General features: G+C 34.8%; 7 protein-coding genes. 2 read left to right on the top strand and 5 right to left on the bottom strand.

Translation table 11 applies throughout. The features are described from left to right. Nucleotides 1-38: 38 nt before the first annotated feature. Together ligD and JI750_RS14435 are read right to left on the bottom strand one after the other, a co-directional pair. Entirely contained in the window at nt 39-2,600 is a 2,562-nt protein-coding gene (gene ligD / locus JI750_RS14430; protein ID WP_202003276.1) for a DNA ligase D, read from the bottom strand. Continuing rightward, entirely contained in the window at nt 2,587-3,066 is a 480-nt protein-coding gene (locus JI750_RS14435) for a hypothetical protein (protein WP_202003279.1), read from the bottom strand. The genes ligD and JI750_RS14435 overlap by 14 nt, the downstream gene beginning before the upstream one ends. Before the next feature lie 264 nt (nt 3,067-3,330). Here JI750_RS14435 and JI750_RS14440 point away from each other — a divergent pair, with 264 nt between their 5' ends. Both JI750_RS14440 and JI750_RS14445 read left to right on the top strand, forming a co-directional pair. After that, a complete protein-coding gene (locus tag JI750_RS14440) occupies nt 3,331-5,475 on the top strand; it encodes a catalase (RefSeq protein WP_202003281.1) in 2,145 nt (714 codons plus the stop codon). Between the two features lie 145 nt (nt 5,476-5,620). After that, nucleotides 5,621-8,038, top strand: coding sequence for an arylsulfatase (locus JI750_RS14445; RefSeq protein ID WP_202003283.1), 2,418 nt, complete (start codon nt 5,621-5,623; stop codon nt 8,036-8,038). A 64-nt stretch (nt 8,039-8,102) separates the two neighbouring features. Here JI750_RS14445 and JI750_RS14450 read toward each other — a convergent pair whose 3' ends face one another. The 3 genes from JI750_RS14450 to JI750_RS14460 form a co-directional block, all read right to left on the bottom strand. Beyond that, nucleotides 8,103-9,596, bottom strand: a complete 1,494-nt coding sequence (locus JI750_RS14450; protein ID WP_202003286.1) for an aminotransferase-like domain-containing protein — start codon at nt 9,594-9,596, stop codon at nt 8,103-8,105. A 305-nt stretch (nt 9,597-9,901) separates the two neighbouring features. Beyond that, nucleotides 9,902-11,173 carry an acyltransferase family protein gene (locus tag JI750_RS14455; protein WP_202003288.1) on the bottom strand — a complete coding sequence of 424 codons (1,272 nt, stop codon included), beginning with the start codon at nt 11,171-11,173 and terminating at the stop codon, nt 9,902-9,904. A 93-nt stretch (nt 11,174-11,266) separates the two neighbouring features. Further along, complete coding sequence (locus JI750_RS14460; RefSeq protein WP_202003290.1) at nt 11,267-14,263, bottom strand: serine hydrolase domain-containing protein; 2,997 nt, start codon at nt 14,261-14,263, stop codon at nt 11,267-11,269. Between the last annotated feature and the right edge of the window lie 64 nt (nt 14,264-14,327).

The following is a 14,327-nucleotide window of genomic DNA, read 5'->3' on the forward strand; positions in this document are numbered from 1 at the left end:
CTGAAAGCAAGTTTAGAAAACAAAAAGAAAAAATCGTCTTAACCGTTTTGATCATTTTCTAGTTTGTGAATAATCTTCTTAATATTTGCGCCTTTAGATAAAACAGGTTTCCACAAATCTCCTTTTTTCTCAAAACGACTTAATACATTTTTGATGGTAAATTGCGACGGATGCAGTTTTTCATTCACTTCACTCCATTCTAAAGGCGTAGAAACTGTTGCGCCAGGTTTTGGACGAACAGAATACGGAGCCGCCAAAGTTTGTCCACGTCGGTTTTGTAAAAAATCAATATATAATTTATTGTTTCTTTTTTTAATGCTTCTGTCAACCGTGGTAATATCAGGAAGTCTAGATTGCACTTCTTTAGCAATTAATTCGCCTAGAATTTTTATAGAATCATAATCGTATTGCGCGCCAAGCGGAATGTAAATATGAAGACCAGAAGATCCAGAAGTTTTGCACAAACATTCCGTTTCCAATTCGTCTAAAACTTCTTTTACGACCAAAGCAGTTTGCACTACTTGGGTGAAATCATCTTTTGCAGGATCTAAATCAATTACGAGCCAATCTGGATTCTGAATATGTTTGATGGTCGAATTCCACGGATTCATTTCGATACACCCCAAATTTGCCATATAAAGCAACGTTTCTTTATTATTGCAGATAAGATAATCAATATCAGCATTGTTGGATTCTGAGAAGATTTTTTTGGTTTTAAGCCATTTCGGAATTTTATCGACATCAACATCTTTCTGATAAAAACTTGGAGAATCAATTCCGTTCGGAAAACGATTCATCGATTCTGGACGGTCTTTTAAATACGGTAAAATCAATTCTGAAACTTCATCATAATAATGAACAATATCGCCTTTTGTGATGCCGTCTTTAGGAAAATATACTTTGTTTTGATTGGTAAGATGCAATACCGTTTTACCGATTTTTAAATCGTAATCGTTCTCTGTTTTTTCCTTTTTATTTTCTGGTGTAATGGTCATTTCATCTGAATTTAGTTGGGTTGAATTGTCTTTTTTAAAGGATAAAAATACTTCCTCTGCTTTTTTGTCTACTCTTGTTCCGAGATAAACAGGATGTCGCAAATGCTGATCTTGCGTCCATTCTGAGAATTTAACTTGGCAAACCACTTTTGGCCGTAACCATTGAATTTTATCTCGAATTGGGATTTTTTCGTCAAGCGGAGATTTATCAATGAAATAAGGTTCTAATTGAGTATAAAGGTCTTTCAAAACAGTTTCTGTAAAACCTGTTCCACATTTTCCAATATATTCCAGTTTTTTGCCATCATATTGACCGAGAAGAATAGCGCCGAAATATTTCCTCGAGTTTTTAGGTTCGGTAATTCCAATAATTATAGCTTCTTCTTCGTTTGCAGTTTTTATTTTGAGCCAGTTTGTACTTCTTCGATTGATGGTGTAAGTGCTGTCGGCTTTTTTGGCAATTATGCCTTCGGTTTTATTTCTAACCGCTTTTTCAAATTGTTTAATTCCATCTCCGACAGTATGTTCAGAGTAAAAAACATTCGAAAAAGGATATTTATTGAAGAGAATTTTGAGCAGTTCTTTTCGTTCCAAAAGCGATAATTCGGTAATCAGATTTCCGTCCAAATTCAATAGATCAAAAACGTAATATTTGAGATTTCCTATTCCCGTTTTAATGTAGTTTTGAAGCAATTGGAAATCGGCTCTTCCAGCATCATTTTCCACTACAATTTCGCCATCAAGAACTACAGTATGATCTATTTGTTTTAATTCGTTGGCAATAGGTTTGAAATTAGCATTAAAAGAAATTTCATTTCTGCTGAATAAATCGACCTGCTGTGTATTAATAACCGCAATAGTTCTATAGCCGTCGTATTTATTTTCAAAGATCCATTCATCATCATCAAAAGGCTTTTCTCGAACGCTGGCAAGCATTGGTTTTATAAATTCAGCTATTTCAACTTTTGGATTAGACTTTTTTTTTACGGTTTTTTTCTCAACTGTTTTTTCTTCTGTTTTTGAAGCTAGTTTTTCAGCTTTTTCAATCAGCTGTTCCAAACTTCTTTTAGAAATTACCGATTTGTTTTTTTCTAAAATATCTTCAGTCGAAGTATATTTATCATTTTTCTTGATTAAAAGCCAAGCATTTTCCTGTTTACCGTGAAGTTTAACCAACGAAAATTCGCCTTTTAGTTTTTTTCCTTTTAAAACAAAACTCAAACGACCTTTTGCTAAATCGCTTAATAATTGTTTTTCATCAGAAGCTGTTTTTTCATCAGACGTATACGTTCCGTTATCCCATACAATTACATTTCCGGCGCCGTAATTTCCTTCTGGAATTGTGCCTTCAAAATCCTTATAACTGTACGGATGATCTTCGACCATCATGGCGAGACGTTTTACTTCAGGATCCATTGACGGGCCTTTTGGCACTGCCCAGCTTTTTAAAACGCCATCCATTTCTAGCCTAAAATCATAATGAAGATGCGACGCGGCATGTTTCTGCACAACAAAAATCAATTCGTTAGCCGATTTTTCAACTTTTCCTTTAGGTTCACGAGTTTGTTTAAAATCTCTTTTTTGATAGTATTTAGACAGTGACATAAGCTTTCATAAGTATTAAAATGGTTAATGAAAGAGAGTAAAGCGCCGTTGCTGTGACAGCAAAAATAATATGGGCAAAGAACAGCTGAATATAATAACCTTTAAAATCAATTGGGGGTTGATGATTGGTCATTTTAAATATGATAATCCAGCTGAGTATGCCAATTACACCACTGATAACTCCTAATATAAGAGCACTTAGTGGAGAAATTGGCAAAATATTCTTCACCCATACTATATGATATCCCATAACAAATAGAAAACCAATAATGTAATGTATCAGCCATCCCCAAGTTTTCTGAGATTCTTCGGAAAGGCTAATGTTTGTTTTTTTTAAAGCAAAACTCAATAAAACAGGTTCTTTGTACAATTCTCTAAAATTCTTCGACATAGCATAACTAAACCAAGTCATAGCTGATGTAGCCCCAATAGAAATTAAAATTAATTGTATAAAGATGTAAACCATACCGACCTTGTTTTTTAATTAAAACTCTATTCCAAAGTTACTTTAAAAAGGCTTTTTTCTTTTATAGGATTAAAAGTGGTACTTATATAATTATCAGTAATGTGTTGATTTAATTTGTGTTATGGTTCGAATGTTATAATCCTTAAGCTGAATTGTATAAATTTTAACTTGAAAAGCAATCTAACTTTGTTAGACTATTATTTGGGAAATACCTCACAAGCTAGAAATAATTCATTGAATGCTAAAATGTAAAATCAACAGAAAATGAAAAATTCAAAAAAAACAAACCAAGACAATTCTGATGGAAAACAGAACGATTTAGAATATAATAAATCAAATGCCGAGAACGAATTTTTAACCACCAACCAAGGCGTTAAAATAAACGACAACAACAATTCTTTAAAGTCTGGAGAAAGAGGCCCTTCTCTTTTGGAAGATTTCATATTGCGAGAAAAAATAACCCATTTTGATCATGAAAGAATTCCGGAGCGCATTGTTCACGCTCGTGGTTCAGGAGCTCATGGTTATTTTGAATTGTATAAAACCATGGAAAAATATACCAAAGCAGGTTTCTTAAACGATACAAGTATAAAAACACCCGTTTTTGTTCGTTTTTCGACTGTAGCGGGTTCAAGAGGATCTACCGATTTAGCTCGTGATGTTCGTGGTTTTGCAGTTAAATTTTATACTCAGGAAGGCGTTTTTGATTTGGTTGGAAATAATATGCCCATATTTTTTATTCAGGATGCTATGAAATTTCCAGACTTAATTCATGCCGTAAAAGCAGAACCGCATAATGAAATTCCACAGGCCGCTTCTGCACATGATACGTTTTGGGATTTTATTTCTCTAATGCCCGAATCGATGCACATGATTATGTGGGTAATGAGCGACAGAGCGATTCCGAGAAGTTTAAGAATGATGGAAGGTTTTGGCGTGCATACTTTTAGATTTGTAAATCATAAAAATGAATCGCATTTTGTAAAATTTCATTGGAAACCAAAATTAGGAACACATGGAGTTGCGTGGGATGAAGCACAGAAAATATCAGGAAAAAATTCGGATTTTCATAAACAGGATTTATGGGAAGCTATAGAAGCAGGAAATTTTCCAGAATGGGAATTGGGCGTGCAGATAATTCCTGAAAGCGACGAGCATAAATTTGATTTTGATTTGCTTGATCCAACAAAATTAGTTCCAGAAGAATTGGTTCCAGTAACTATCATCGGAAAGATGGTTTTGAATAAAAATCCAGATAACTTTTTTGCGGAAACAGAACAGGTGGCTTTTCATCCTGGACACATTGTTCCGGGAATTGATTTTACAAATGATCCTTTATTGCAAGGAAGGTTATTTTCTTATACCGATACGCAATTATCAAGATTAGGAAGTCCGAACTTTCATGAAATTCCAATTAACAGAACTATTGCGCCAATGCACAACAATCAGCGCGACGGGCATATGCGTCAGGAAATTGCTAAAGGCAAAGTGAGCTACCATCCAAACTCTTTAGGAGGCGGATGCCCGTTTCAAGCCAAAATGGATCAGGGCGGATTTGTGAGTTTCAATGAACGAGTAGATGCGCATAAAGTGCGAGAAAGAAGTAAAAGCTTTTCAGATCATTTTAGTCAGGCAGCGCTTTTTTACAACAGCCAAACCCCTATAGAACAAGATCATATTGCAAGTGCATTATCTTTTGAATTAGGAAAAGTAGAAACGGTTTCCATTAGAGAAAGAATGCTGGGACTTTTAAATCAGGTAAATGCTGACTTAGCGGCAAAGATTGCTAAAAATTTAGGAATTCCAGTTCCGAAAAATATCGAAAAACCAATTAATCATGGCGTTGGGGCAGATGATAAAGGAAATCAAGAACCTACAAAAGTAAAACCGAACGTAGGAAGTTCAGATGCTTTAAGCATGCTTAAAAATCCAACCATTTCGAATACAATTGCAACTCGACAAATAGCTTTTTTATGTGCTGACGGTGTAAGTGCAAATTCCATAAAAGTAATGAAAACAGCTTTGCAGAATGCTGGGGCGAAAGCCGTTATTATAGCACCGCATTTAGGAACTATTGTTTCTGCGGAAGGAACAGAAATTCCGGTAGAGCAAACTTATAAAATTGCGGCATCAGTACTTTTTGATGGTGTTTTTATTCCGGCTGGTAAAGGAATTGCAGATCTTTCAAAAATTAAAGAAGTAAAAGAATTTTTAAATGATTCGTATCATCATTGTAAATTTATTGCAGCTGAAGTCGAAGGAGTACAGGTACTAAAAAACAACAGCGATATAAAAGCTAAAGATCCAGGAGTTTTGACAAGTGAAAATAGTGCAGACAAATTACTAAGCACTTCGTTTATAAAAGCTTTGGGAAGACATCGTTTCTGGGAAAGAGAAAAAACTTTGTAAAAAATAAAACAAAATTCTAAAAACCATTCATTGATGTGAATGGTTTTTTGTTAAAAATAGGTTTCATTTTATAATATGAAACATTTTTACAAGTTTTTGATTATTAGTAATTTGTAATTTAGTGCGATTGTTAAAAACCACAGCCATGAGAAGAATTAATATTTTAGAATTTGTTTTCATTGCAAGAAATAATGCATTATTTATTCTTGCATTCTTTTGCATACAGGTTGGAGTAGGTCAAGAAAGTGGTAAATCTGAAACTCCAAAAGTATTGCCTCAGCCCGATTTTCATTTTCCAGGTTATGTAGGGAGGACTTATTTAGATTCCGATCCGCCACAATTTCCTCAACCAGTCAAGGCTCCAAAAGGAGCTCCAAATGTGGTGCTTATTTTATTGGATGATTCAGGATTTGGGCAATTCAGTACTTTTGGTGGAGGCGTGCCTTCTCCAACGATGGATAAGTTAGCAGCGGAAGGTATTCGTTACAATAAATTTCATACTACAGCACTTTGCAGTCCGACACGAGCGGCTTTAATCACAGGAAGAAATCACCATACAGCTACTTTTGGAGTTATTTCAGAAACGGCTACAGGATATGATGGCTACACTTGTGTGCTGCCAAGAAGTTGCGGTACAATTGGAGAAGTGCTTAAACAAAATGGCTATATGACCGCTTGGATTGGTAAAAACCACAATACGCCACCTTGGGAAACCAGTGAAGCAGGACCTTTTGACCGTTGGGCAAATGGTTTAGGTTTTGAATATTTTTACGGATTTAATGCGGGCGATATGAATCACTGGAATCCTGTTTTATACGAAAACAGAAATCTTGTTCCAGCTTCAAAAGATCCAGATTATCATATGACGGTTGATCTTGCGGATCATGCCATTTCATGGGTTCGAAAAGTAAAATCAATTGCGCCAGACCGACCATATTTTCTATACTTGGCACCAGGTGCAGCACATTCGCCACACCATGCGCCAAAAGAATGGATTGATAAATTTAAAGGCAAATTTGATATGGGTTGGGATGCTTACAGAGAACAGGCTTTTGAAAGACAGAAGAAATTGGGAGTTATTCCTTCTGATGCCAAATTAACAGCAAGACCAGAAAGTCTTCCTGCTTGGAGTTCGCTTAATGACGATCAAAAACGTTTGTATGCCAGAATGATGGAAGTATTTGCTGGTTACGGAGCGCATTGCGATTACGAAATGGGAAGAGTAGTAGATGCGGTAAAACAATTACCAGATGCAGATAATACGATTATTATTTATATAGCTGGAGATAACGGAGCCAGTGCAGAAGGCGGTATTGAAGGATCTGTAAATGAAAATCTGTTTTTTAATGGTATTTCAGAAAAATGGCAAGATAATATTAAAGTGATTGATGAATTAGGAGGACCGAAACATTTTAATCATTTTACTGCAGAATGGGCTTGGGCAATGTGTACGCCTTTTCAATGGACAAAACAAGTGGCAAGTCATTTTGGAGGAACTAGAAACCCGATGATTATTTCTTGGCCAGCAAAAATTAAAGACAAAGGAAGTTTAAGAAGTCAGTTTACGCACACTATAGATATTGTGCCAACTTTGTATGAAATTATCGGAATTACACCTCCAGAAACCATTAATGGGATAACTCAAAGTCCTATTGAAGGTATTAGTTTTGCCTATACTTTTAACGATGCTAAAGCCAAAGAGAAACATAATACTCAGTATTTTGAATTGGGCGTAAATAGAGGAATTTACAGTAAAGGCTGGATGGCATCGGCATTGTCTTTTGCGCCTTGGAATCCAAATAGAGGTGCATTTGATCCTGACAAACAAAAATGGGAACTTTATAAAGTAGATGAAGATTTTACACAAGCAAATGATTTGGCAGCGAAAAATCCGCAGAAATTGAGAGAATTGCAAGATTTATGGTGGGTTGAATCGTCTAAATATCATGTACTTCCTTTAGACTGGCGCGCCGTAGAAAGATTGAATGGTGAATTAATGGGAAGACCAACACTTGCTGGCGATGCTACTACTTTTACATATTATCCAGGACAAGTTGGATTGCCAAATGAAGCTTCTCCCCGTATTTTAAATAAATCTTGGTCGATTACAGCAGATTTAAATATTCCTGATAATGGCGCAGAAGGCATGATTGTTACTCATGGCGGTTTAGTTGGAGGTTATGGTTTATATGTACAGAACGGAAAACCTAGTTTTGTATACAACAATTTAGCATTAGAACGTCCTACAATTACAGGAAAAGAGGAATTACCAAAAGGGAAAGTTAAATTGGTTATTGATTTTAAATATGAAGGAAAAGAAAAAGAAATTGGTAAAGGTGCTACAGTAACTATGCTTGTAAATGGAAAAAAAGTAGCAGAAGAACATCTTGACCGGACAATCCCAATTCAAATATCATTAAATGAAGGTTTAGATGTTGGTATGGATGTAGGTTCTCCTGTCGATTTTAATTACAAGCTTCCTTTTGAATTTACCGGAAAAATTGAAAAAGTGACTTATAATCTTGAAGGTGCTAAAGAATCAAAATCAGCAAAAACTAAATAAATTTTAACACCTTGATAAAAGTATCAAAGTCTTCTAAATAAGGAGATTTTGATACTTTTTTCGTTTACTCTAATGTAATAATAGTTTCCAAGCTTTTGCTCAAAATAGAAACTGCTTTTTCCATTTCTTCTTTCTCCAAATTCCCAAATCCTAAACGTGTGGCAGTAAGATTTTTGGTTTGATATAAAATGGTCTTTGGCAGAAATAAACCTTGTTTGGAACATTCTTTTTGAAACTGAATCAGATTAAAATGATCCAGCCATTCGACCCAAATTGCCAATCCTCTTGGCGGAATCTTAAATTTGATTTTGCCTTTTAGTTTATCATTAAGAATTGAAATAAAATGATCGCGTCGTTCTTTATAGATTTTTTTATTTTTCTTTGAAAGACGATGCACCTCACCTTCGGTAATCCATTCGGTTAAAACTTGTTCTTTTATGACATCAATTCTTGGTTCGAGAATGTTTTGATGTTTTTCGAGTTCTTTGATAAACTCGGCAGGCGCGGCTACAAAACCATAGCTAAATCCTGATGGCAATGATTTTCCGAAAGAGCCAATATAAACCACTTTCTGATTGGAATCAAAAGCGGCCAAAGGCAAAACAGGATTGTTGTCGTAATGAAATTCAAAATCGTAATCGTCTTCCAAAATCATAAATCCGTATTGATTGGCCAATTCCAGAACTTCAATTCTTTTTTTAGCGCTAAGCGAAATAGTCGTTGGATAATGATAATTGGATGTTAAGTATAAAACCCTGATTTTGGTTGTTTCACAAATTTCCTTTAAACGCTTGGTATCAATTCCGTCTTCATTTACCGGAATAGAAATTATCTGCGCTCCCGTATTGGTTAGCGTCATGTTTGACATATAATATCCCGGCGAGGCAACTACTACTTTATCGCCTGGAGTAATAAGTACTTTTGTAACTAGATACAAAGCAATCTCGTGGCTGCTTGTTGTCAGAAGATTTGAAGTCGAAATACGAACTCCGCGAGTTAGATTCAGATAATTAGAAAAATGAGTTTTAAAATTAGAATGCGAACGTAGTTCTATTTGCTCATAAGTTTTAGACGTTTTTCGTCTTTTTAGTTTTGAAACGTATAATCTCGCCAAAACATCGGTTTGAACTAATCTTAAATCAGGCATTCCGTCATTAAATTGATACGGCAGATTACTGATTTCAATCGGACTTTCGAGAATGGTCGAACGCTGAAAACCAAAGCCAATATTGTCTTGAGAGACATTTTGCTCTTTCGCAGAAACAAATTCAGCTTTGTTTTTTTGCTTTTGCTGCGATAAAATAAAAGTTCCTTTGTTCGGAAGAGTTTCAATCCAGCCCTGTGATTCTAAATCCTGAAAGGCTTTGATTAAAGTGTTTCGGTTAACAGAAAGCACTTTACATAAAATTCTAGTGCCGGGAAGTTTTGTGCCTTCGGGAAGAAAACCTGTTTGTATGGCTTTGATAAATTCAAAAACAAGCTGCAAATAAATAGCTGTGCTTTCTTCTGGTTTAAGCTGAATAAAGCTTTTAAAAGGAATTTCAACCGGACTATCCATAATTTATAAACTGACACTTTTGTTGGTACGGCAAGATACTGCTTTTCTTAAAATTTTCAGGAAAAAAGAAAAGTGATCTTTACATAAGTGTTAGAACGATGACCAAATCAAACTATTAAGTCCGGCTGAAATTATTTAATTCATTCCGTAGGTAGAATCAATTTGTAATTGCAGTTTATCGTTCCGTAGGAACGTTTGATTCATATAATAGAGCGCTGTTATATAAAATCAGGTGTTCCTCTGGAACACAATGCAAAATGACATATTCTTTTTCTACCGACCAGATATTCCTGCGGAATATTAAACTAAACTTTAAAAATCAGTTTCTTTTTGTAGAAAATCCATAAAATAAACGACCAGAAAACAGCATAAGATAAAGCATAAGCGAGTGATGCGTTTAATGGGTTTTCAAAACAAGGAACAATTCCATGATTATAAATATACGCTTGAAGCCCGATTTCTTCGCCAGCTTTTTCAGGATCGGCTACTTTTATGCCGCTTAAAACTCTCGGAATTATTCCAGAAAAGAAAAATACAATCATCGGATTTACACCCCAGATCAGGAATAATTTGGTCCATTTTTTATACCCTTTAATATCGATTACAAAATATAAAAGTGTTAAACAGAGTGTTGCAATTCCGGCTGTATATAAAACATAAGAACTTGTCCAAAGCGATTTGTTAATAGGGAAGAAGATATTCCAAATTAAACCTCCAATTACTAAAGCAGTTCCTGCAATGGCGGTCTTTTTTACGATTTCCATTTTATCAACAGATAAGTTTAATAGCTGACCAATGTACATTCCTAGAATTCCAGTTCCAATGGCTGGCAAAGTGCTTAAGATTCCTTCTGGATCCCAAGTTTTAGAAGATGCCCATAAATGTCCGTTCAAAAGCGTATCATCGATCCAAGCGGCAAGATTGGTTCCTTTGTCGAAATTGGCAGGACCAAATCCAGGAACGGGAACAAAAGCCATTACAAGCCAATATCCAATTAAAAGTGTGGCTAAAACTAAAAGCTGTGTTTTCAAATTAGTTTTTAAATACAAAATAGAAGTAAAGAAATATACAATCGCAATTCGCTGTAAAACGCCTGGAATTCTGGTGTCTTCAAAATGTTCAAGTCCGCTAAATGATAATGAAATAAGAATTAGAAATACGCCAACGGCAAGAATGGTTTTTACTTTCATCGAAAAGTTTCCTAAAAGGGCATAAGCAACCGCAAAAGCAATTACTAATCGTAATCCTAATAACGGAATTCCTTCTAAACCAAATAAATGGATTCTGCTGAAAACACTTAAAAATAATCCTAAGCAGAAAATTCGAAGCGAACGAACTAAAATTTTATTGAAAACACTTCCGTCAAAATGTTTAACAGGCATTGCAAACGGAATTGCAGTTCCCATTATGAAAACAAAAAACGGGAAAACTAGGTCAGTAGGCGTACAACCATGCCATTCGGCGTGTTCTAGGGGCGGATAAATAGATGACCAGCTTCCCGGATTATTGACAATCGTCATTAAGAGAATGGTAAATCCTCTAAAGACATCGAGTGAAGTTAAACGTTCTTTTGTCATTGGGTTTGATAGTTTAGATTTTTTTTAAAGATGCAAGAAGCAAGATTATAGATTTTTGTTTTTTTGGAATTTGGAATTTAAATTTTGGAATTTTTATTTCATAATTGCATCTTGAATGATCTGTTGAATTTCTTCTCTGATTTTTCCTTTGGCTAATTTATTTTCGTCATTTACTACTTCTGGATAGGTTCTGTTAGATAAGAATACATAAACGATTTCTGTTTCTGGATCTGCCCACGCCATGTTGCCTGTAAAACCTGTGTGACCAAAACTTGCTTCAGAAACACAGTCGCAGGTTGGTCCGCCTTTGTGCACTCTTTTATCAAATCCTAAACCTCTTAGAACGCCTTGATTTTTATAATAGCAAGTATTAAAAGCATCAAAAGTCTGTGGAGAAAAATATTCAATGCCGCCGTAATTACCTTTTTGTAAAAACAGTTGCATCATTTTGGCAACATCCATCGCGTTAGAAAAAATTCCTGCGTGACCTGCAACTCCACCTTCCATTGCCGCGGCCATGTCGTGTACATAACCTTGAATTACCTGATGTCTGAAATAATTGTCAATTTCAGTTGGAGCAATATTGCTTTTATCAAATTTGTCTAAAGGATTGTAAAGCGTATTAGTCATTCCTAATGTGGTGAAGAAATTTTCTTTGCTCAGATCTTCTAATTTTTTATGTGTTTTTCTTTCTAAATATTCTTTTAAAATGATAAAAGTAAAATCACTGTATTTGTATTCTTTTTTTAGCGCTACAGGACTTTCAGCAATGATTTTCATAATCGTATCATGATAATCATTTCGAATATAAAGATTGTCGGCAACTTTTGTTGTAAAACCATTTTCGGCTGCTTTTCGATAATATTTTTCAGAAGGTTGGTTGTTGCTGTCTAATGTCGCTTTGTAAAACGGAATCCAAGCTTGAAGCCCTGCATAATGATTTAGGAGATCTTTGAAAGTTATATTTTCTTTGTTGGTTTTGGCAAAAAAAGGTAACATATCTTTCAGTTTGGTATCTAGCTCTACTTTATTTTTATCATATAATTGCATCACATTTGGCAATGTCGAAATCATTTTTGAAATCGAAGCCACATCGTATAAATCCGAATCGGTTACTTTTTTTCCGTTATCGTAAGTCTGAGCTCCGTACGATTTCTGAAAAATAACATTTCCTTTTCTAGCCACCAAAACCTGCATTCCTGGAGCCATTTTTCCGTCAATTGCTTTTTGCGCTACAGCATCAATTTTAGATAAAATGGCAGGATTCATTCCAGCATTTTCTGGAGCTGTAAATGCTAGGCGATTTAGTTTCTCTGTAGTTAAACCGTCATTTACATGGAAAGCATCATTGATAGAAACAGGCAATTTTCCTTTAGCTTCAATAGCACCAAAAAGCAATTCTGCCGAAACAACTTGACTGATATCAGAGTTTTGATATGACACTACCAATCCTTCAATATCATCAAAATTGTTGATTGATAATAGCGAATATGGTTTTGCAAAAATGTCTAAAATCACTTTGTTGTGTTTGGCAATTTCTTTCAACCAAAGCATTTCTTGTAATGTGAATTCTTGTTTTTCCCAAGCTTTATTTACTTTATGATAGCTGATAATAACCTTGTCGAACTTTTTCAATTCTTTATTCAGACTGTCAAGATTGGTATCTTTAACTTCTGTGATTTCGGTATATTTTTTCAGCGTAGAAATAAAAGAGCTGTTGATATCTTCACCCAGTTTTATGTAGGCAATTTTTTCACTTAAATCTTTTATTGGAAGAATTTCTTTTTCGTTTTTTAAAACTGTAATCGCATTTTCATACAATTTATAATGTAAAGCATCATTTTGCGACGGATTCAAATCATTATATAAATTATTTAAATCAATCGGTTTGTATTTATTTAATCCTGCTTTGTATTTAAAATGAAGAATTTTTTTAACAGAATGTGCCAATCTTTCTTCAGTAATTACTTGCGTATTGTAAGCCTCTTCCAATTTTTGGAAAGCCACTGGTACATTTTCAGGACAAAGTAAAATATCATTTCCAGCTAAAAGAACCGCAATTTCCAAATCTCCAGGTCCTTTAAAATTGGCAGCGCCTTTCATCGCCAAACCGTCTGTAAAAATCAATCCGTTGAAACCTAATTCTTTTTGAAGCAGATTGGTCACCACATTATAAGAAGCAGAAGAAGGGCAGTTTGGCTGTGTTTCTAAACTCGGAATATTAAGGTGTGCCACCATTACAGAAGCCAGACCTTCGTCGAATAATTTTTTGTACGGATACAATTCGACTAACTCTAGACGTTCTTTAGAAAAATTAACGGTAGGCAAGGCGTGATGTGAATCGGTTGAGGTATCTCCATGTCCAGGAAAGTGTTTTCCGGTACAGAAAACGCCATTTCCTTGTATTCCTTTCATTAAAGCAAGAGCTTTTTCGGTTACATTGACTTTATCTTCACCAAAAGAGCGGTTTCCAATAATTGGGTTTTTCGGATTGGTATTAATATCTAAAACAGGTGCAAAGTTAAAATGAACGCCGATTCGTTTATTTTCGGCTGCCATATTTCTTCCCACATTTTCAATTAAACTTAAATCCTGAATTGCGCCCAAAGTCATATTCCAAGGATAACGGTATGTAGAGTCCAATCGCATGGCTAATCCCCATTCGGCATCGATTCCGATCATCAAAGGCACTTTTGCTTTCGATTGATATAAGTTGGTCAATTTCGCCTGACGAACTGGCCCGCCTTGAAAGAAAATAACGTTTCCTATTTTGTAATCTTCAATCATTTTACTGATTTGGTTCACGTGTACAGAATCTTTGTTGGAATAGGCAGAAACCATAAACAATTGCCCGATTTTTTCTTGTACAGTCATTTTATTGTAAATGCTGTCAACCCAAGCCGTTTCTTTATCAGAATCTTTAAAGAAGGTTTTTTTATCTGAAGTATTTTTGGGTACGTAAACAACAGTGTCTGTTAAAGGAATATCCTTTTTATCATTTGTTGCTCCATTATTTTTTTTGGATGCGCAATTGGTAATTAAAAATATAAAAGCGGCGTATAAACTGATTTTTATGAATGAATTTTTCATATAATTTTTTTTTAAAATCAATTTGAGTTTAATACACTTAGACTCAAATTGATTCATCAATATT

This window comes from Flavobacterium tagetis, assembly GCF_016735615.1.
Lineage (GTDB): Bacteria > Bacteroidota > Bacteroidia > Flavobacteriales > Flavobacteriaceae > Flavobacterium > Flavobacterium tagetis.

Excerpts from the sequence above, each read along its gene's own strand:
- ligD (WP_202003276.1), bottom strand. The coding sequence starts at position 2,600 with ATGTCACTGTCTAAATACTATCAAAAAAGAGATTTTAAACAAACTCGT.
- JI750_RS14440 (WP_202003281.1), top strand. The coding sequence starts at position 3,331 with ATGAAAAATTCAAAAAAAACAAACCAAGACAATTCTGATGGAAAACAG.
- JI750_RS14445 (WP_202003283.1), top strand. The coding sequence starts at position 5,621 with ATGAGAAGAATTAATATTTTAGAATTTGTTTTCATTGCAAGAAATAAT.
- JI750_RS14455 (WP_202003288.1), bottom strand. The coding sequence starts at position 11,173 with ATGACAAAAGAACGTTTAACTTCACTCGATGTCTTTAGAGGATTTACC.
- JI750_RS14460 (WP_202003290.1), bottom strand. The coding sequence starts at position 14,263 with ATGAAAAATTCATTCATAAAAATCAGTTTATACGCCGCTTTTATATTT.
- JI750_RS14450 (WP_202003286.1), bottom strand. The coding sequence starts at position 9,596 with ATGGATAGTCCGGTTGAAATTCCTTTTAAAAGCTTTATTCAGCTTAAA.
- JI750_RS14435 (WP_202003279.1), bottom strand. The coding sequence starts at position 3,066 with ATGGTTTACATCTTTATACAATTAATTTTAATTTCTATTGGGGCTACA.